Raw genomic sequence first — 20,705 nt, 5'->3', positions numbered from 1 at the left:
GAAGGGGACGTTTTTAAAAGCAGAGTTTTGCGGCGGCGGTCAGCTTTTACTGCGGCTGCGCCATACCGTCACGCTCTCTTCCGGCAGCGACAGGCGGAGCTGGTCCAATTCCGAAGTAAGCACTCCCTCACCTTCCAGCGCTTTCCACTCGCCCGCCTGTAACAACGGCGTCAGCGGTAATACCCCGCTGGCGGCCGGGCCGCGTTGCAGCGCCACCAGCACCTGCTCATGCTGGTAAACCCGCAGGAACACCAGCGTATTCCCCTCGGCGTACAGCACCTGACAGCCGCCCCGGCACAAGGCTTTGCTGCGCTGGCGCAGTTTCGCCATCCGGGTATAAAGCGCCAGCAGATCGGTATTCCAGCGATCTTTCTGCCAGGGGAACGTCTTACGGCAATACGGGTCATTGCCGCCATCCAGCCCGACTTCATCCCCATAGTAGATGCACGGCACGCCAATCCAGGTGAACTGCCACACCACCGCCATTGCCATCCGCGCCAGATCGCCGTTGAGCAGGGTGAGAAAACGGGGGGTGTCATGGCTGTCGAGTTGGTTAAACTGCCGCAACTGCACCTGATGCGGCAGCCCGGCGCGGTAGCCCTCCATCCACTCCGCACAGGTCTGTGCCGTCAGGGAGATGGGGTGGCCGGCATTGTCGATGCCGGCCAGAAAGGCGCGTACCGGCACGGCAAAGCCGCGGTAGTTCATCGCGCCATCCTCAACCCCGGCATGCAGCCAGTCGCGCGCATCATCAAAGTGCTCGCCGAGAATATAGGCCTCCGGGTTCTCTTCACGGATCGCCTGTTTGATGCCGGCCAGGTGGTGCAGGTTGTTTTTCGCGCCGCCCTCTTCGCCCAGCATATGGATTACATCCAGCCGCCAGCCGTCGATGCTGTAAGGCGGGCGCAGCCAGTAGCGTGCTACGCTCTGCGGCCCGCGGTAGATCTGCTCCACCACACCGGGGCTGGCATAATTAAGCTTGGGCAGGCTGCTGAAGCCTTTCCAGTCGCGGGTGCTGCCGTCCGGCCAGAAGCTGTACCAGTCGCGGTACGGGGAGTCTTTATGGTGGCAGGCGCCGTCGGCGTGCTGCTGGTGGCGGTCAAACCAGGCACAGGAGTCGCCGGTATGGTTGAACACGCCGTCCAGAATCAGCCGCATGCCGGCCTCCCGCGTCTGCTCACGCAGCCGCACCAGCGCCGCGTCGCCGCCAAAATAGGGGTCAACCTGATAGTAGTTTTCGGTGTCATATTTATGCACGCTGGGCGCGGTAAACACCGGGTTCAGGTAGAGCGCGGTGACGCCCAGTTTTTGCAGGTAGGGTAATTTGCTGACGATGCCGTCCAGATCGCCGCCATAGAACGCCGAGGGCGAACCTTCTGCCACAATCGGGTCGTCCCACGCATGGCGCGTAACCTTACGCTTTTCAGCATGGTGGTCGTAGCTGCCGCTCTGGATCGCGTGGTCACCGCCGCCGGCAGCGAAACGGTCGGGGAAAATCTGGTAGAAGATTTGATCGCTCACCCACTCCGGGCCGGAATCGGGCACCAGGAGGGAGAACTGGCCGAGCGCACCGGGTTGCAGCTCACTCACGCCCAGCGGGCCAACCCAGCACTGCCGGCCGGGCCAGATCAGTTTGAAGCAGTAACGGCGGGCGGGTTGCCCCTCGTTCAGCGCCAGCACGGCCTGGTAGCGGTAATATTTCCCCATCCGGCGCGCTGTCATGGCCTGAAGCCACTCCTCGTTGTCCGGTTCGGCGCGCAGCAACACCTGTTCAGGCGCGGTGTCGCATTCCAGCCAAAGGGTCAGGTAGAGGAAATCGCCGCGAAGGGCCGTAAACGGGGGAACAGGCAGGTGCCAGGCATTGAGCATAGTTTCTCCAGATTGGTAAACACATCAATGCGTTCACCATGCCATGCCCGGCAATTCCCGCCCTCATCTGACCGGCATAAAATCCGGGGATGAGGGTGGGGGCGGAGAGCCTTACCGCCGGTTACTCAGTGCGTGTCTGTGCCGCCACGCGGCGCTGGAATTTCACTTTCCAGGCGTAGCCCACCAGCAGCAGCACTACCCAGACCAGGCCCGCATAGAGGGAAATCCGCGTATCCGGGAAGTAACCAATCAACCCGATGATGAACACCAGGAAAATAATTGCCGCCAGGGAGGTCGCGATGCCGCCACGCAGCGGGAAGGCCAGCGCGGCAACCTGTTCTTTGCTCAGGCTGCGGCGGAACGCGATCTGTGAGAACAGAATCATGATCCAGACCCACACCGTGGCAAAGGTCGCAAGCGATGCGATCACCAGGAAGACGTTCTCCGGCATGATGTAGTTAAGGTAGACCGCCACCAGCATCGCCAGCATCATCACCACCACCGTCACCCACGGAATGCCGCGCTTCGAGACTTTGGCGAATATTTTCGGCGCGTGGCCCTGCTCCGCCATGCCGTGCAGCATCCGCCCGACGCCGAACACGTCACTGTTGATTGCCGACAGCGAGGCGGTGATCACCACGAAATTCAGGATACCGGCCGCAATGGTGATGCCCATGTGCTGGAAAGTCAGCACAAACGGGCTGCCCTGCGTCCCCACCTGGTTCCACGGGTAGATCGACATAATCACGAACAGCGTCCCGACGTAAAACACCAGGATGCGCCACGGCACGGAGTTGATCGCTTTCGGGATGGAGGTTTTCGGGTCATTGGCCTCACCGGCGGTGATGCCGATAATCTCAATGCCGCCATAGGCAAACATCACCAGTTGCAGCGAGAGGATCATCCCCATAATGCCGTGACTGAAGAAGCCGCCGTTGCTCCACAAGTTATGGATGCCGGTCGGCTGGCCGCCGTTGCCGATGCCCCAGACGATGATGCCGATGCCCGCCACAATCATGATGATGATGGTCAGCACCTTGAAGAACGAGAACCAGAACTCCAGCTCGCCGAACACCTTCACGCTCATCAGGTTGATGCCGCCGATGATCAGCACCACGCTCAGTACCCAGATCCAGTGCGGCACCTCCGGGAACCAGACGCCCATATAAATGCCGAATGCCGTGACATCGGCAATCGCCACAATCAGGATCTCAAAGCAGTAAGTCCAGCCGGTGATGTAGCCGGAGAGCGGGCCGAGGTAATCCTGGGCATAACGGGAGAAGGAGCTGGCCTGCGGGTTATTGACGGACATCTCGCCCAGCGCACGCATGATGATAAAGGCGATGACCCCACCAATCAGGTAAGCCAGCAGCACGCTCGGCCCGGCCATTTTGATGGCATCCGCCGACCCATAAAACAGCCCGGTACCGATGGCAGAGCCCAGGGCCATAAAACGAATATGCCGCGTGCTCAGGCCTCGTTTGAGCTTGTTGGCTGGTTGTTCCATGTACTTTTAAACCTGTAAGTGAACCAAAAACAAAAAGGTGAAAACGGCCCGGTTGCCGGAAAAGCGCCGGATCGTTAACGCAAAAATGCCACGGGAGGGCCCGTGGCATCGGAACGGTTACGCAGACATCATCACATCATTGATGGGCAGTGACGTTGCGCTCACCGGCGGCACGATCATAAACCCCGGCCAGTACCAGCATCAGCAGTGATGGCGGCAACCAGGCCAGCCCCTGGGATGCCAGCGGCAGGTGTTCTGTCCAGGCCGGCAACGCCACATGCAGGGCGGAAGCTTTGATGGCGTCGATAATACCAAAGATCAGGCTGACCAGCATCACCGGTGCCACAATACGTGGCGTACGGTTCCACATACGCAGGGTAAAGCTCAGCACAATCAGCACGATACACGGCGGGTAGATGGCCGTCAGTACCGGGATGGAGATCTGGATCAACTGGCTCAGGCCGAGGTTGGAGACCACCATTGAGAACAGCCCCAGCACGAACACCAGCGTCCGGTAGGAGAACGGCAGGTACTGGGCAAAGAACTCGGCACAGGCGCAGGTCAGGCCCACCGCCGTCACCATACAGGCCAGGAAGATCAGCGCCGCGAGGAAGGTGCTGCCGATACCGCCAAAGGTGTTCTGCACATAGGCATGCAGAATGACCGCGCCGTTTTGCGCATCCGGCACCAGCACGCCGCTGCCCGCACCCAGTTTGAACAGGCAGAGGTAGACCAGCGTCAGGCCGACACCGGCAATCAGGCCGGCCAGAATGGTGTAACGGGTCAACAGGCCCGCATCACTCACGCCGCGCGATTTCGCCGCGTTAACAATCACGATGCCGAACACCAGTGCGCCCAGCGTGTCCATGGTGAGGTAGCCATTGACGAAGCCGGTAGAGAACGGCACCTGTTGGTAGACTTCGGTCGCCGGAATCGGCTGGCCTGCCGGCCACAGCACCGCAGCGATACCCAGGATAGCCAGCGCCACCATCTTCAGCGGGGCCAGCACATGGCCGACGGTGTCCAGCAGTTTGCCCGGATAAAGGGAAATGGCGATCACCAGCGCAAAGTAAATCAGGCTATAGACCAGCAGCGGCATCGCGCCGTCACCGGTCAGCGGGGCGATCCCCACTTCAAAAGAGACCGTCGCGGTGCGCGGGGTGGCGAACAGCGGGCCAACCGCCAGGTAGCAGACGGTCGCCAGCAGCAGACCGGCCTTACGGCCAATCGGCGTACTCAGCGCGTCAATGCCGCCGCCGACACGGGCCAGCGCCACCACGGTGACTACCGGCAAGCCCACTGCCGTGATCAGAAAGCCGAGGGCGGCCCACCAGACGTGCTCGCCGGACTGCAACCCTACCATCGGCGGAAAAATGATATTCCCTGCGCCGACAAACAGCGCGAAGGTCATAAACCCCAGCGCCAGAATATCTTTACTTGCTAAACGATGAGTCATGTTGTGTCGTGTTGCCTGTTCAAAGGAAAAAAGAGTTACCCGATTGTCGCGGGCTGGCGCAGGCAAAAGCCTGTTCTCAGCATCCGGTTGCCAAAATTGTTTTTATCGTCAGAGGTCTATACGGGGCGTCGGCTGCCTCTTGCAGCAGCTCTCCATGCGGGAAGTGACCACGCACCGATAAAGGCGGAAAATTGACGTATTGCAGGCGGTGTAGCGCAACAACGGGGGCTAAGTTAAACGTTTATAGCGCAGGAAGACAAGACGGGATCAAAAAAGCAGAGTCATTGACTATATAAAATTTCATAAGCAGATAATCATGCGGTTTATGCTCTGATCTCCACTACATGATTTGTATATTATTTAAACAAGCAGCACACAAACTGTGACACTTTGCCTGCGAACCTGCATGAAACCGTCATGATATGGCTATTTCATACACAATCCGCAGGCAGCATCAGCGGCTTACCAGACGCGGTTAGCGGTATCAATCACCAGTTGCAGCTTTTTCCACTGCTGATCTTCAGTGATGCTGTTGCCCTCTTCCGTGGAGGCGAAACCACACTGGGTGCTCAGGCAGAGCTGTTCCAGCGGCACATATTGCGCCGCCTCACGGATGCGCTGCTCAATCACCGCCGGATCTTCCAGTTCACCGTTTTTGGTGGTGACCAGGCCCAGCACCGCCTGCTGTTTGCCCGGCTTCAGGAAGCGCAGCGGCTCAAAGCCCCCGGAACGCTCATTGTCATACTCCAGGAAGAACGCGTCGATGTTAACGGTGCCGAACAGCAGCTCGGCCACCGGCTCGTAACCGCCTTCAGAAATCCAGGTAGAGCGGAAATTCCCGCGGCAGACATGCAGGCCGATGGTGAGATCGTCCGGCTTACCGGCAATCGCCTTGTTAAGCACATCCGCATAGGTCTGGGCGAGCTGCGCCGGATCGTCGCCGCGCTCACGCATCTGGCGCTTCTGGTCATCCGAGCAGAGGTAGGCCCACACGGTGTCATCCAGTTGCAGATAGCGGCAGCCGGCGTCATAGAAGGCTTTGATCGCGTCACGGTAGGTCTGCGCCAGATCGTCGAAATAGACGGCCAGATCCGGGTAAACCTCATGGCTGATCGCTTTGCGGCCGCCACGGAAATGCAGCACGCTCGGGCTCGGGATGGTCATTTTCGCGACCGCGTCCCCGGCGATGCTTTGCAGGAAACGGAAATCCTCCAGCATCGGGTGGTTGCTGAAGCCCAGCTTCCCGGTGACTTTGATGCTGCGGGTTTTGGTCTGCACGCCGTTGAACTGAATGCCCTGATCGGCTTCGTAAGGCTCTACGCCATCCAGGCCCTCGAAGAAATCGAAGTGCCACCAGGCGCGGCGGAATTCACCGTCAGTGACCACTTTCAGGCCCAGCTCACGCTGCTTCGCCACCGCATGGCGGATCTCATCATCTTCCACCTGGCGCAGTTGGGCGGCATCAATCTCACCGGCCTGGAATTGCAGGCGGGCTTGTTTCACAGCGGCCGGGCGCAGCAGGCTGCCGACGACGTCAGCAGAAAAAGCAGGTTGGGTATTTGGCATCTCTGGCTCCTGAGCATTGCGGCCTGAAGGCAGCAATCAAATGATTTCGGCAGGCTAACTAATTTATAAAGTTAACTATTTTTAAAGCGAATTATTTCAAATTTGAATAATTACGCTGCGTGACATCAGACTTCTGGACGTCTACATGGCTTGAAGGCCAATTTGTCATGAGCGCGGCTTAACAGCAAACGAGGAATTTTCATGTCACATGAAAGAAATTCATGTTGATGCGGACACGCCCCTTTTTTCATCTGCCTTGCTTCCTGAACGCTCCGGTTTTCCGTTGATTAATCGAATAACCTTTTCTGGCTGAACTTCCCTGTGACCTGATTCACAGCCTGCCCCGGTAAAGCCCCCTGATTGCGCAGAATGGCGGGTTAATCGCGTTAACCACACTTTCATTGTGGGGTTAATCGATTAATCTGCACGTGCTGTATGCCGCCACACAGACATGCAGGGAGAGAGAAACGCAGCCGCGCCGCGTCGGGCGTCAGGGGGAGGTATGGTATTAAGCAGCATTACTCGTGACAGCATGATTTTGCTGGATAAACCGTGGCAGCATCGCGCTGAGATTCTGGCGCACCTCTGCCGGTTATTGGCTGAACAGGGCGTGGTCAGCGATGAGAAAGCGTTTCTCGAGGCCGTGTGGCAGCGGGAACAGCTCTCTGAAACCGGTTTTGAGCAGGGCATTGCGATTCCCCACGGCAAATCGCCTGTGGTTACCAGACCGGCGTTTGCCGCAGTACGGCTGGCCCAGCCGGTAGCAGACTGGCCGACCATGGACGGCGAGGACAAGGTGGATCTGGTGTTTCTGCTGGCAGTGCCCGGCGGTGACCCGGACGCACACCTGCGGCTGCTCTCCTCCCTGAGCCTGTTGTTAATGGAAGAAACCCACGTCGCTGCGTTAAAGGCGGCCGCGACCCCGGCTGAATTTCTGGCGATTCTGGACAGCAACGCTCCTGCCGGCAAACCACACCTCGCGGATGCCCGGCAACCGAGCCTGATTGTCATCACCTCCTGCCCGGCCGGTATTGCCCATACCTATATGTCTGCCGAGGCGCTGGAAAAAGCCGGTGCGGCACGCGGCATCCGGGTTCTGAGCGAAAAACAGGGCGCGAACGGCGTGGAGGATGAGGTCACGGCTGAACAGATCCGGCAGGCGGACGGCGTCATCTTCGCCGCGACGCTGCCGCCCAAAGGCAAGGCGCGCTTTAACGGTAAAAAATATGTCTCCACCAGCGTTTCGGAACCGTTAAAAAATGCCGACGGCCTGATAGACCGCGTACTACATCATCCGGACGGCATTCTGGCGGTGAGCGCTGGGGACGCGCCCGCTGTGGGCAGCGCCAAAACATCGTTTCCCGCCCGGCTCTATCAGGGCGTCTCCAGCGGTATCTCCTACATGATCCCGGTGATTGTGGCTGCCGGGCTGATGATCGGCATCGGGCAGGTGGGGGCCAGCCTGTTTGGCGTGGTCAACATCAGTGATGCCACGTATGCCACCCACCCCCGCCACCTGTTTGTGGTGTTCCACACCCTGACGCTGTATGGAAATATGATCATGAAATTTATGTACCCGGTATTTTCCGCGTACATGGCGTACAGCATTGCCGATCGCCCCGGCCTGGTACCGGGCTTTATTGGCGGTGCGTTTGCCGGTGGCCTGCACTATCTCTTCTGGTCAGTGGGCGGCGGTATTCCCTCGGGTTTTCTCGGCGCGTTAATACTGGGGTTGGTGGCCGGCGTGGTGGCGGATTACCTGAATAAACATATCCGGCTGCATAAAAACGTCCAGGCAATGAAACCGATGCTGATTGTGCCGGGGCTGACGGTACTGGTGATCTTTTTTATTAACCTTTATTTCGTCGATCCGGTATTTGGCGGCATCAACCACTTTCTTCAGCAAACCATTATTGCGCACGGCAATTCCGGTGCCTTGATGCTGGCGGTCATTATTGCCTCCCTCACCGCCTTTGATTTAGGCGGCCCGGTGAATAAATCCGCGGGGGCGATTGCCATTGGCCTGGCGGCCGATCACATCTATCCGTTAACCTCCCGGGTGCTGGGCATTGTAATTCCGCCCATCGGCATCGGGCTGGCGACATTGATTGATAAATACCTGGTCAGGCAGCGGGTATTTGATGAAAACCAGCGCGTCACCGGCACCACCTCATTAATTCTCGGCTTTCTGGCAATTGGTGAAGGGGCGATTCCGTTTATGCTGAAAAACCCCTTTATTACCATCTCAATTAATATCTGCGGCGCGGTGATCGGGGCGGTGACGGCCATCAGCTTAGGCTCGGTGCAATGGTATCCGCTGCCTGCCGTCTGGGGCTGGCCGCTGGTGGAAAACTTACCCGCCTATCTTTTTGGCCTGGTGGCCGGGGTGCTGTTTATTGCGTTCACCAACGTATTTGTCCGCTATGCCCTGATCAGAGCAGGGAAAATGCGCATCGAAAAACAGGAGTAACCGATGGCAAAGAAAGAGGTTTATGTCGTCCCACATTCCCACTGGGATGCAGAATGGTATTTCACCTGCGAGGATTCCCATATTCTGTTAATTGAGAATATGGATTACCTGATCAATGTATTGGAGCGCGACCCGGCCTTTCCCAGTTATACCTTTGATGGCCTCGCCTGCGTGATTGAAGAGTATCTGGCGATCAGGCCGGAAAATAGCGCACGTATAGAGGCGTTAATCCGTGCGCGGCGGTTAATGGTCGGCCCCTGGTATACCCAATGTGATTCCCTGCTGATCCGCACCGAATCCCTGATCCGCAACCTGGTATACGGCACCAAAATAGCCGGGCACTTTGGTCACAGCATGAATATTGGTTACCTGCCCGATATTTTTGGCCAGCACGCCTGGCTGCCCGCCTTTTTTACCGATCTCGGCATCACCTATTGTGTATTACAGCGCGGTATTTACACCGACCAATTAAACGGTGAGTTGAATTTCTATTGGCGCGCGCCCAACCAGGCCATGATCGCGACAAATTATCTCTATTTTGGCTACGGGCCGGGGAAATTTTTAAGCGCGCAGCCGGATTACCTTGAACAACGGTTATTACCGATCCTCGACCAGCTTTCCGCCATGAACCAAGGCACCGACAAACTACTCCTGCCCGCAGGCGGCGATCAGGTACTGGCGAACGCTGACTTCCCGGCCACCGTCGCTGCGCTGAACCGCTGCCAGACGGGCTATCACTTCACACTGGCCGATTATGAAACCTATATGGAAGACGCCTGGGCGGACACGGACTTCCCGCACATTATCGACGGTGAACTGGTCGGGTGCCAGAAATCACGGATTCACCGCACCTGCCACTCCACCCGCTACGACATCAAACAACAGAGCTGGCAGACGGAGCACCTGATGCTGGACCAGCTTGAGCCGCTGGCCTCACTGGCTTCCCTGTATGGCATCACCTGCCCTGCACGCCTGATGGACACCCTGTGGAAAACGGTTTTCTCGGCCCATGCGCACAACGGCCTGGAAGCGACGAATGCCGATCCGGTCAACCACGACATTAAACAGCGCCTGATCAGCGTCGAGCGTTCCGCGCTGAGCCTGATTAACCTGCTGAAAAAGAAACTCAGCCATCAGATTACCCGCCAGCTGGGCCAGGCTAACCTGCTGGTGGTGTTCAACTGCGATATTCACCCGCTCGACCAGCTGGTCAGCGCCGTGCTCTTTACCCGCAGCCCGCACTTCACCCTGCGGCATAACGGCACACCGGTGTGCTGCACCCTGCTCCGGCAGGAGGCGATAGACGGCGGTAAAAAAGTGATTGTCACGGCGCAGGGCGAAAAGCTGGAGCCGGCAGACAACTACTACCGCAGCGAAATTCTGTTCACCCCTTTCCCCACGGCAGGGCTGGGCTATCAGGCGTATGTGGTCGATGAAGAGAACATTGATGAACCCGCCACCCCGCTCACCACGCTGCCCGCGACCCACATTGAAAACGGCCACTACCGGATCACCTTCCACGCCGGAAAATTGTCGCTGGAGCATATCCGGCTTCACCAGCGGATTGAGGATCTGCTCACTTTTGTTGATGAAGGGGATGACGGCGACGAATTCGATTTCTCACCCCTTGAAAGTGAGCGCCCACTTCTCTTTAACACCTTCAGGCTTATCGCCACAGAGCGTGGCCCACTGGTTTCCCGCATGACGCTGGAGTCGGTGTTATGCCTGCCGCAAGGGATGGCAGAGCGCAAGGCGGGCCAACAGGATCAGCCGCTGACCATCCGGACCCGGCTTGAGTTGCGCCACAATGACCCGGCGATCCGGGTGCATCACGACCTGCACAACACCCAGACGGAACACCGCCTGCGGGTGCAGATAAAAACACCGGTTGAACGGCCCGTGTATTCCTATGCCGATCAGGGCTATTCGGTTCTCCGGCGCGAAACGGCGGGCCGCTATGTGCCGACCTGGCGGGAAGCGGGCTTTGTCGAAAAACCGGTGCCGATCCATACCCTGGAGAACCTGGTCTACCTGAAAGATGCGCGCTGCGTTTTCGGCGTGATGACCAAAGGCATGAAAGAGTATGAGGTGCTGCCGGAGGAGAACAGCATTGCGTTTACCCTGTTTCGCAGCGTAGGGCTGCTGGGTAAAGATGACACCCAGTGGCGGCCGGGGCGGGCCTCCGGCATCAACAATAAGGTGGTGTACACGCCGGATGCGCTGATGCAGCAACCCATGGCATTTGATTACGCGCTGATTTTTGACGACCACCGGATGGATGAGGCCGCCCTGTACAGCGCGGTGAAAAAATACCGTGAACATCATCTGACTTATCACGTCCAGAGCCTGAACACGTTTGAAGAGCGGCTGGAACGCTTTACCATCCCGTTGCCTGACCAACCGGCACCTGCGGCGGCGATGAAACTGGCGATCGATAACCCGCGTATTTTTATGAGCATGTGCAAACCGGGGCCGGATAATGCCTTGATTATCCGGCTGTTCAACCCCGGCGATACGCCGGAGACCTTCAGAATTAACAGCAGCGGTGAACAGTTACTCCACCGGTTGAGCCTGCGCGAGGAGTACCAGGAAACCCTTACCGGCGCGATCATCCTTTCAGGCAAACAGTACCTGACGCTGGCGGTTTACCCCAGCCAGCCCGGCTGAGCAGGCAGGCACGCCCACGTGTGGCTGCGCCGCGTCCCCGCTATTCTGCCAGCCCCAGCAGCTCACGCACTTCGCGCAGCTTGTCCGGCGGCAACGGCAGGTAACCGTCGCGGGTGATCACCCGCTGCCCGGCCTCTGACAGCACATGGCTGAAGAAGGCGGCCGTCAGCGGCTCCAGCGGCTGGCCCGGCGCTTTATTCACGTAGATGTACAGGAAGCGGGTCAGCGGATAGTGGCCGTTGCGCACATTGTCCGCGGTGGGCTGGATGAAGTGCCGGCCATCCTCAGCCAGCGGCAACGCCTTCACCCCGCTGGTGTGAAAGCCGATACTGGCATAGCCGATGCTGTTCAGCGTGCCGGCCACCGCCTGCGCCACGGACGAGGAACCGGGCAACTCGTTGACCTGCGGCAGGAAATCCCCGCCGCACAGCGCACGCAATTTGAAATAGCCATAGGTGCCGGAAGCGGAGTTACGGCCATAGCGCGCAAAGGGGCGCTCAGCCCAGCTGCCGCCGAGGCCGACATCCCCCCAGCGGCGTAACTGCCCCGTCTCCCCGCAGCGTTGCGTCACGGAAAAAATCGCATCCAGCTGGTCCCAGGTCAGGCCGGTCAGCGGGTTATCCTGATTGACCAGCACCACCAGCGCATCCACCGCCACCGGCACCGCCAGCGGCGGGTAGCCGTACCGCTGGCGGAACGAGGCGATTTCCGCATTTTTCATCGGCCGGCTCATCGGCCCCAACTGGGCGGCCCCGGCAGCCAGTGCGGTGGGTGCCGTTGAAGAACCGGCCGCCTGAATCTGTAAATTCACCCCAGGGTAGCGGCGGGAGAAGCCCTCGCCCCACAACGCCATCAGGGTGGCGAGCGTGTCAGACCCGACGCTGGACAGGTTGCCGGAAAGCATCCGGTTGGCGGGTGCAGCCTGGCCGGGCTCCGGGACAGCAGCCGACACCGGCAGGCAGAAAAAGGCAACCGGCAGCAGAAACAGAAGGCAGGCCAGGGCCTGCCGGCAATGCCGTGAAATCATGGGTTGTGTGGCTCAAGGGGGCTGAAGCGGGTAATTATGTCTGTGTCGCGCCCTGAGTCAATGCATCCGGCACAATCAGCCGTTTTGGCAGGGTAAACATAAAGCGGGTGCCTTCGCCCGGCTCACTCAGCACCTCCAGCCGCGCGTCGTGGTGGTTCAGCGCATGTTTGACGATCGCCAGCCCCAGCCCGCTGCCGCCGGTCTGGCGCGAGCGCGCCTTATCCACCCGGTAGAAACGCTCCGTCAGGCGCGGCAGGTGCTCAGCGGCGATCCCCGGCCCGTTATCACTTACCAGAAACTGCGCGCCCTGCGCGGTACGCTGCCAGGAGACCTCAATACGCGTGCCGGGCGGCGTATGGTTCACGGCGTTATACACCAGGTTAGAGACGGCGCTGCGCAGCTGGTCCTCATTGCCGAAGACCTTCAGCGCTTCATTGATGCGGAACTCGATCTGGTGCTGGTTATTGCTCAGCGCCTGCGCCTCAGGCTGCAACTGGCGCAACATCCGCGGGATGTCCACCCGCTCCTGCATATCCGGCGGCGGCGCGGCCTCGATTTTTGACAGCGTCAGCAGTTGCTGCACCAGCCCGTCCATCCGGCGGGTCTGCGCCTGCATGGTGTGCAGTGCCTTGCTGCGCAGCGGCTCTTCCAGCGTCTCCTCGCCCATCATCTCCAGGTAGCCCTGCAGCACCGTCAGCGGCGTGCGCAGCTCATGGCTGACGTTGGCGAAAAAGTTGCGCCGCGCCCCTTCCAGCTGGCGCATCTGGGTGACGTCACGCGCCACCATCAGCAATTGCCCTTCGGAATAGGGCATAGCGCGGAACTCCACATGGTGGCCGTTGTTCAGCACCAGCGTCAGCGGGCGGGTAAAGGTTTCGCCTTGCAGGTAGCGGGTAAATTCCGGGTAACGCAGCAGGTTAAGGATGTTCTGGCCGTTATCTTCCGGCCAGCGCAGCCCCAGCAGTTGCTGGGCCAGCCCGTTGCACCAGAAGATCATGCCCTCTTCCGTGGTCAGCACCACCGCATCCGGCAGGGATTCCGCACCGCTGCGGAAACGCTTAATCAGCAGCGCCAGCTCGCGCCGCCGCCGCCGGTTACGCAGCTGCATTTGATAGAGACCATAGAAGACCGGCTCCCAGCTCCAGCGGCCGGTGGGCGGCGTCATGCTGCGGTCCAGCCATAACCAGTACGAGAGCCGGAGCTGGTTATAGTAATTCCAGCACAGAGCGCCCAGCACGCTGGCCAGCAGCCACCAGGAGAGGCCGCCAAACAGCAGCCCCAGCAGCAGGCCGGGCAGGCAAAACAGCGCCAGTTCCAGCGCCAGCCCCTTCCAGGATAGACGTTCCAGCACGTTATGGTCTCCGCCGCGGCATCAGTAGCGCGTTGAGAATCGGTAACCCGTCCCGCGGACGGTCTGCACCATGCGATCGTGGCCGCTGCTCTCCAGCGCCTTGCGCAGGCGGCGGATGTGCACGTCCACTGTCCGGTCTTCCACATACACGTTGGTGCCCCAGACATGGTTCAGCAGTTGCTCACGGCTGTAGACCCGCTCTGAGTGGGTCATAAAGAAATGCAGCAGCCGGAACTCCGTGGGGCCCATTTCCAGCGGGGATTCATTTGCCATCACCCGGTGTGATGAAGGGTCAAGGCTCAGCCCCTGCATCTCAATCATCTCTTCCAGCGCCATCGGCGAGATGCGCCGCATCACCGCCTTGATGCGCGCCACCAGCTCTTTGGGTGAGAAGGGTTTGGTGATGTAATCATCCGCGCCCACTTCCAGCCCACGCACCCGGTCTTCCTCTTCACCGCGCGCGGTCAGCATCATCACCGGGATGTCACGCGTCATCGCTTCACGTTTCATGTGCTTGATAAATTGCAACCCGGAGCCGCCCGGCAGCATCCAGTCGAGCAGCACCAGATCGGGGAAAGGTTCTGCCAGCCGGTTCAGCGCGCTGTCAAAATCTTCCGCTTCCAGCGGCTGGTAGCCGTTCTGTTCCAGAACAAAGCAGACCATCTCCCGAATCGGGGCTTCATCCTCAACCACCAAAATACGTCTTGCCATCGTCAATCCTGCCAATAGGTTAGCGATCACGTTTGTGTGCGGCCGCCATTATGCGTCAGTTTTATGACACATTTATGAATAAGTTTACCGCGTCCATTCATCACGGGAATTGGTCATACCTTACCGTTAAGTGTAGCCCGGTGGGCAATAAAATGACGGAGTTGGAAAGTGCCTCGCAAACACTGTCCGGTTTCCCCCACGACATGGCGCCGCGACGGCGTTTATAATCAGCCTCCTCCGCCCTCCGGGGCAGGCAATACGAAGCGAGAGTGTTATGCGCCTGATTCATACATCTGACTGGCATCTTGGCCAGGTCTTTTTCACCAAGAGCCGCGCAGCGGAGCACCAGGCGTTCCTGACCTGGCTGATTGAACAGGTTGACGCCCACCAGGTGGATGCCGTGGTGGTCGCCGGGGATATCTTTGATACCGGCGCACCGCCGAGCTATGCCCGCCAGCTCTATAACCGCTTTGTGGTAGCGTTGCAGCGCACCGGCTGCCAGCTGATTGTGCTGGGCGGTAACCATGATTCCGTGGCCACGCTGAACGAGTCGCGGGAGCTGCTCTCCTGCCTGAATACCACGGTGATCGCCAATGTGAAGGCCGACCACAGCCCCCAGCTCTGTGTGCTGAACCGGCATGACGGCACCCCCGGCGCGCTGCTCTGTGCCATTCCGTTCCTGCGCCCGCGTGACCTGCTGCACAGCCGCGCCGGCCAGTCCGGCAGTGAGAAACAGCTCGCGCTGCAGGAGGCGATTGCCGCCCATTACCACAGCCTGCACCAGGCGGCGCTGGCCAGGCGCGACGAACTCGGCCTGCCGCTGCCGATTATCGCCACCGGGCACCTGACCACCGTGGGCGTCTCCACCACGGATTCGGTGCGTGACATCTACATCGGCACGCTGGACGCCTTCCCTGCTCAGGCGTTCCCGCCGGTGGACTACATCGCCCTCGGCCATATCCACCGCGCCCAGTGCGTGGCGAAAAGCCACCATATCCGCTACAGCGGGTCACCCATTCCGCTCAGCTTTGACGAAGCCAATAACACCAAAAGCGTCTACCTGCTGGAGTTTGACGGCGCAACACTGGCCTCGGTAGAGACCCTGCCGGTGCCGGTGCACCAGCCGATGGCGATTGTCAAAGGCTCGCTGGCGGAAATTGAACAGCAGTTACAGGCGTTTAGCAACGCCGACCCGGCGCGCCCGGTGTGGCTGGACATTGAAGTCGCCACCCAGGATTACCTGAGTGACATCCAGCGCCGCATCCAGCAGCTGACCGACCCGCTGCCGGTGGAGGTGGTGTTGCTGCGCCGCAACAAAGCCCAGCGCCAGAGCGCCCTGGCCCAGCAGGCCAAAGAGACGCTGACGGAGCTGTCCGTGACAGAGGTGTTTGACCGGCGGATGGCGCTGGAAACTGACGCCGATAGCGAACATTGCGCCAGAATGCGCCAGATGTTCCGCACGGTGGTGGAAGAGGTGCGTGAAGCCAACGAAGGGGTGCAATCTGCATGAAAATTCTGAGCCTCCGGCTGAAAAACCTCAACTCGCTGCAAGGCGAATGGAAAATCGACTTTACGCAGGAGCCGTTCGCCAGCAACGGCCTGTTTGCCATTACCGGCCCCACCGGTGCCGGCAAAACCACCCTGCTGGATGCCATCTGCCTGGCGCTTTACCACCAGACGCCGCGCCTCACGGTGACCCCGAGCCACAATGAGCTGATGACCCGCCACACCGCCGAATCCCTGGCGGAGGTGGAATTTGAGGTCAGGGGCGTGGCCTACCGCGCCTTCTGGAGCCAGCGCCGCGCCAAAAATGCGCCGGACGGCAACCTGCAGGCCCCAAAAGTAGAACTGGCGCGGGTGGCGGACGGCAAAATCCTGGCGGACAAAGTGCGTGACAAGCTGGAATCCGTGGCGCAGATCACCGGGCTGGATTTCGGCCGGTTTACCAAATCGATGATGCTGTCACAGGGGCAGTTCGCCGCCTTCCTGAATGCCGATGCCAATGACCGCGCGGAACTGCTGGAGGAGCTGACCGGCACGGAAATTTATGGCCAGCTCTCTGAACGGGTATTTGAACAGCACAAACAGGCGCGCAGCGATCTGGATGCCCTGCACCACCGTGCGGCCGGTATCGAACTGCTGACGGACGAACAGCAGCAGCAGCTCACCGGCCAGCTGGCGACGCTGGCGGAACAGGAAACCCGTCAGGGGCAACAGGCCGCCGTGTTGCAGCGTGGGATCGCCTGGATCAACCAGGATCATGCCCACCAGCAGGCACTGGCACAGTGCCTCCGGCAACAGCAGCAGGCAAGCGCCGACTGGCAACAGGCCCAGCCTGATTTGCTGCGGCTGGCGCGCAATGAACCGGCGGAAAAGCTGCGCCCGCTCCAGCAGGCACGGGATCAGGCACGCACCGACCGCGTTCAGCATCAGGCCACGCTTACCGCGCTGCTCGCCCGGCAGCACGATCAGCAGCAGGCGCTGGCCCCGCTGCTCGCCCGCCATGAACAGGCGCACCAACAGCTCACCGCCCTGCAACAGCAGCAGACGCAGCAGGAAGCGCTGATTGCGCAGGTTACCCCGCTGGACACGCAGCTCGCCCAACTGACGCGGCAGCATGATGAGCTGCAACAGGCGTATCAGCTTCAGCTTCAGCAGGAGGCGGAACGCCGCCGGGCGTTGCAGCTGACCCAACAGCAACTGGAACAGGGCGCAGTGCGGCTGGCCACGCTGGAAACCTATGCCCGTGACCATGCGCACCATGCCCAGTGGGGCGAGAACCTGCCGCTGTGGCGCACGCAGCTCCAGCAGCAGGTGACCCAACAGCAGGCACAGCAGGCCGCTCAGCGGGAACTGGCCGCCGCCCGGCAGCAGCTTGACCGCCTGACCCAGGAGCGCGAAACGCTGGCGCAGCAGCAACCAGCGGTGGATCAGGCGTTGCAACAGGCAGAAACACAGGCTGCCGCCCACCAGCAGGCGTTACAGGCGCAGGAGCACCAGTGGCCGGAAGAGACGCTGCGCACCCGTCTGGCAGCATTGCGCGAACGGCGGCCGGTGCGCGGTCAGCTTGCTGCGCTGGCGCCACTGGCACGCCAGACCCACCAGCAGATCGCCCACCTGCACCAGCAGCAGCAGGAGAACCAGCAACAGCTGACGCTGGCCGGGCAGCAGCTGGCAGAAAAACGCCAACAGTATCAACTGCAAAAACAGCACCTGGCTGACCTGAAAACGCTGCATAAGCGCGAAGAGCAGATTGTGCGTTTCGAAGCGCACCGCGCGGCGTTGCAACCCGGCGACGCCTGCCCGTTGTGCGGGGCCACTGAGCACCCGGCGATTGCGGATTACCAGGGCATTGTCCTGTCTGAGACGGCGCAACGGCTGGCGGTGCTGGAACAGCAGGTAGACGCGATAAAAACCGCCGGTATTGAACTGGGCGCGCGGGTGAAGTCCCTGCAGGAGCGGGAAGCGCAATTGCAGCAGGAGCTGGCGCGCGCCGGTCAGGTGCAGGCAGAGCAGCAGCAACGCTGGCAGCAGTTAAGCGCCCTGCTGGCACTCACGGTGGATCTGGCGGATGAGCCCGCGCTGAGCGCCTGGCTGGCGGACGAAGAGCAGCAGGAAAACCAGCTCCAGCAGCAGTGGCAGCAACGTGAAACCCTGCAACAGGCGCACCGCACCGCACAGGAGGCGCTGAACGCTGCCCGGCAAGCCCAGCAGCAGCTGCACCACCAGCTGGCGTTGCTTGATGAGCGCCGCCATGAACAGCAAAAACAGTGGGCGCAGCAGCAGGCGCGGCAGGCACAAGAGGAGCAGGCGCTGGCCGATGAAACCCAGCAGATCAGCGCCGCGCTGGCGGCACTGGGCCTGATGCCGCCGGGCAGCGGGGAGCACGCCTCCTGGCTGGCACAGCGCCAGCAGGAGTTTCAGCAGTGGCAACAGCAACAGCAGGAGCGCCAGGATCTCACGCTGGCGCTGAAGCAGGCCGAAACGCGGCGCGAAGGTGAACAGCGGCGGGTGGAGGATGCCGCCGCCCGTCTGGCCGAGCTGGATGCCCAGTGCCGCGCACTGGCCGCACAGCAGGCACAGGCCCAACAGCAGCGCCGCGATCTGTTTGGCGATCGTGATGTGGCGGCAGTGCGTGACGCCTTACAGCGTGAGGTGCAGGCCGCCGCCCAGGCCGCCGAACAGGCCGAAGCGGCCTGCCGGCAGGCGCAGCACGCCCTGAGCCGGCTGGCCGGGGAGATCGACGGGCTGGAGCAGCAACAGCAGCAGTTGGCCGGACGTGAACAGCAGAGCGAACAGCAGCTTACCGCCGCGCTGGCCACCAGCGAATTTGCGGACGAAAGCGCGCTGACTGCCGCCCTGCTGGATGAGGCGCAGCGGGATGCGCTGCATCAGCAGAAGGCGCTGTTAATACAGCAACAGCAGGAAGCGGAAACCCTGCTGAAACAGGCCCAGGCCACCCTGGCGCAGCATCAGCAGCAACGGCCCGAAACGTTGCCCGCGCAGGCCGACGGCGGCGCGCTGGAAGCAGAGCTGACGGCGCTGCAACAGCAATTGCGGCTCTGCGCCCAGCAGCAGGGCGAGTTGCGCCAGCAGCTGGAAAGCGATCGCCAGCGCCGCAGCAACCAGCAGCAGCTCTTTAACCAGATTGCCGAAAGCCAGCAGCAGTTCCGCGACTGGAGCGCGCTCAATACGCTGATCGGCTCCAGCGACGGGGCCAAGTTTCGCCGCTTTGCCCAGAGCCTGACGCTGGATCATCTGGTTTATCTCGCCAACCAGCAGCTGGAGCGGCTGCATGGCCGTTACCTGTTACAGCGCAAAGAGAGCGATGCGCTGGAGCTTCAGGTGGTGGACACCTGGCAGGCGGATGCCCTGCGGGATACCCGCACCCTGTCCGGCGGCGAAAGTTTCCTGGTGAGCCTGGCGCTGGCGCTGGCGCTCTCTGATCTGGTCAGCCACAAAACCAGCATCGATTCGCTGTTCCTGGATGAGGGGTTCGGCACCCTGGACGCCGACACGCTGGACACGGCGCTGGACGCGCTGGACAACCTCAACGCCTCCGGCAAAACCATCGGCGTCATCAGCCATGTGGATGCGATGAAAGAGCGCATCCCGGTGCAGATCCGGGTGAAAAAGGTCAACGGGCTGGGCGTCAGCCGCCTCGGCAAAGAGTTCGCCGTGCTCTGACGCCGCATGCCCCTACCGGCCGCCGCAGGGGCGCTGTTGGCCGCGCCGCCCGGTTTCGTGGCCGGGCGGCCTTTGCCGCAGCCCCACCGCCCTGACGTCCGCTGCCGCGATCAATACGCGCTGCCGTCCTTATGCAGGAACTGCGGGTTGCCCTGGCTGTCTTCCTTCAGCAGCAGATCATCGTCCGGGTAGATCACGTCGTCTCCGGCACTGCGATCGCCCACCTCGAGATACACCACCTCCCCGGCGGTGCGGTTGATCAGATGGTGGGCATCGCCGTTACCGGCTTTAAAACCGGCGCACATGCCCGGCTTCAGCGGCGTTTCGCCCCGGTTGGTCACCAGAACCGGCTGCCCGGCCAGGATGTAGATGAACTCATCCTGCCGGGTATGGAAATGGCGCAGCGCCGAGGTGCCGCCGGGTGCAATGCGCGCAAGGTTGACGCCAAAATTCGTCAGGCCGAACTGATCGCCGAGTTGCCGTTTTTCCCGCTTTGCCATCTGGGTGGCGAACGGCTCCGGGTAGAGCGAAGGCCGGCTCACCGGGGCCACCTCAGCGGCCGTTACGGCAGCAGGAAACGCCGCGGAGGTGTCCGGCGTGGTGCCTGCGTCAGGCGCTTTATGATGCTTTAACAAGGGGTTGTGGGTCATAACCGTTATCTCCCGTTATGGCTCAATGTGATACGGCATAGCCAGGTAGGTTGCCCTTATCAGGCGTAGCACGTTTTTTACGCCAGCCCATTACTGGGAGTGCGAGGAATGTGCTTGCAGATTATTACATATTCACTAAATGGCACGTAGGAACATGCTGGTAACGCAGTTTTTATTCCGTATCAAGCAGCAGAGTGCTCTTTTATGAAAGCAATGCATAAAAAAACACCTAAACCCACAGTGG

At 60.6% G+C, this 20,705-nt stretch carries 12 protein-coding genes; 4 read left to right on the top strand and 8 right to left on the bottom strand.

Annotated elements, in window-relative coordinates:
• Positions 1-39: 39 nt before the first annotated feature.
• The 4 genes from malZ to CYR55_RS07830 form a co-directional block, all read right to left on the bottom strand.
• A complete protein-coding gene (malZ, locus tag CYR55_RS07845) occupies positions 40-1,869 on the bottom strand; it encodes a maltodextrin glucosidase (protein WP_101815606.1) in 1,830 nt (609 codons plus the stop codon).
• A gap of 121 nt (positions 1,870-1,990) precedes the next feature.
• Positions 1,991-3,376: a proline-specific permease ProY gene (gene proY / locus CYR55_RS07840; protein WP_101815605.1), complete on the bottom strand. Its 1,386-nt coding sequence runs from the start codon at positions 3,374-3,376 to the stop codon at positions 1,991-1,993.
• A gap of 136 nt (positions 3,377-3,512) precedes the next feature.
• Entirely contained in the window at positions 3,513-4,832 is a 1,320-nt protein-coding gene (brnQ, locus tag CYR55_RS07835; protein ID WP_101815604.1) for a branched-chain amino acid transport system II carrier protein, read from the bottom strand.
• A gap of 462 nt (positions 4,833-5,294) precedes the next feature.
• Positions 5,295-6,398 (bottom strand): cobalamin-independent methionine synthase II family protein, encoded by a 1,104-nt coding sequence (locus CYR55_RS07830; RefSeq protein ID WP_101815603.1) that lies wholly within the window; start codon positions 6,396-6,398, stop codon positions 5,295-5,297.
• Positions 6,399-6,900: 502 nt separating this feature from the next.
• On the opposite strand from CYR55_RS07830, the gene CYR55_RS07825 reads away from it, so the two are divergent.
• On the top strand, positions 6,901-8,868 hold the full coding sequence (locus tag CYR55_RS07825; RefSeq protein WP_101815602.1) for a PTS fructose transporter subunit IIABC: 1,968 nt from the start codon (positions 6,901-6,903) through the stop codon (positions 8,866-8,868).
• 3 nt (positions 8,869-8,871) lie between these two features.
• A complete protein-coding gene (locus CYR55_RS07820) occupies positions 8,872-11,535 on the top strand; it encodes a glycoside hydrolase family 38 N-terminal domain-containing protein (protein WP_101815601.1) in 2,664 nt (887 codons plus the stop codon).
• A gap of 40 nt (positions 11,536-11,575) precedes the next feature.
• Here the strand turns inward: CYR55_RS07820 and CYR55_RS07815 are convergent, their stop codons facing one another.
• From CYR55_RS07815 to phoB, 3 genes are read right to left on the bottom strand one after another with little or no spacing between them, the layout of a single operon-like run.
• Positions 11,576-12,562, bottom strand: coding sequence for a PstS family phosphate ABC transporter substrate-binding protein (locus CYR55_RS07815; RefSeq protein WP_101815600.1), 987 nt, complete (start codon positions 12,560-12,562; stop codon positions 11,576-11,578).
• Positions 12,563-12,596: 34 nt separating this feature from the next.
• Positions 12,597-13,913 (bottom strand): phosphate regulon sensor histidine kinase PhoR, encoded by a 1,317-nt coding sequence (gene phoR / locus CYR55_RS07810; protein ID WP_101815599.1) that lies wholly within the window; start codon positions 13,911-13,913, stop codon positions 12,597-12,599.
• Positions 13,914-13,934: 21 nt separating this feature from the next.
• Positions 13,935-14,624 carry a phosphate response regulator transcription factor PhoB gene (gene phoB, locus CYR55_RS07805; RefSeq protein ID WP_101815598.1) on the bottom strand — a complete coding sequence of 230 codons (690 nt, stop codon included), beginning with the start codon at positions 14,622-14,624 and terminating at the stop codon, positions 13,935-13,937.
• 274 nt (positions 14,625-14,898) lie between these two features.
• On the opposite strand from phoB, the gene sbcD reads away from it, so the two are divergent.
• Both sbcD and CYR55_RS07795 read left to right on the top strand, forming a co-directional pair.
• Positions 14,899-16,134: an exonuclease subunit SbcD gene (sbcD, locus tag CYR55_RS07800; protein ID WP_101815597.1), complete on the top strand. Its 1,236-nt coding sequence runs from the start codon at positions 14,899-14,901 to the stop codon at positions 16,132-16,134.
• A complete protein-coding gene (locus tag CYR55_RS07795; RefSeq protein ID WP_101815596.1) occupies positions 16,131-19,811 on the top strand; it encodes an AAA family ATPase in 3,681 nt (1,226 codons plus the stop codon). Before sbcD ends, CYR55_RS07795 begins: the two co-directional genes overlap by 4 nt.
• Before the next feature lie 110 nt (positions 19,812-19,921).
• Here the strand turns inward: CYR55_RS07795 and CYR55_RS07790 are convergent, their stop codons facing one another.
• A complete protein-coding gene (locus tag CYR55_RS07790) occupies positions 19,922-20,461 on the bottom strand; it encodes a cupin domain-containing protein (RefSeq protein WP_101815595.1) in 540 nt (179 codons plus the stop codon).
• Positions 20,462-20,705 lie beyond the last annotated feature (244 nt).

Origin of the sequence: Chimaeribacter californicus, assembly GCF_002858675.1 — a bacterium.
GTDB lineage: Bacteria > Pseudomonadota > Gammaproteobacteria > Enterobacterales > Enterobacteriaceae > Chimaeribacter > Chimaeribacter californicus.
Note: the sequence above shows the minus strand (reverse complement) of the source record. Positions and strands in the feature narration are given on the sequence as shown.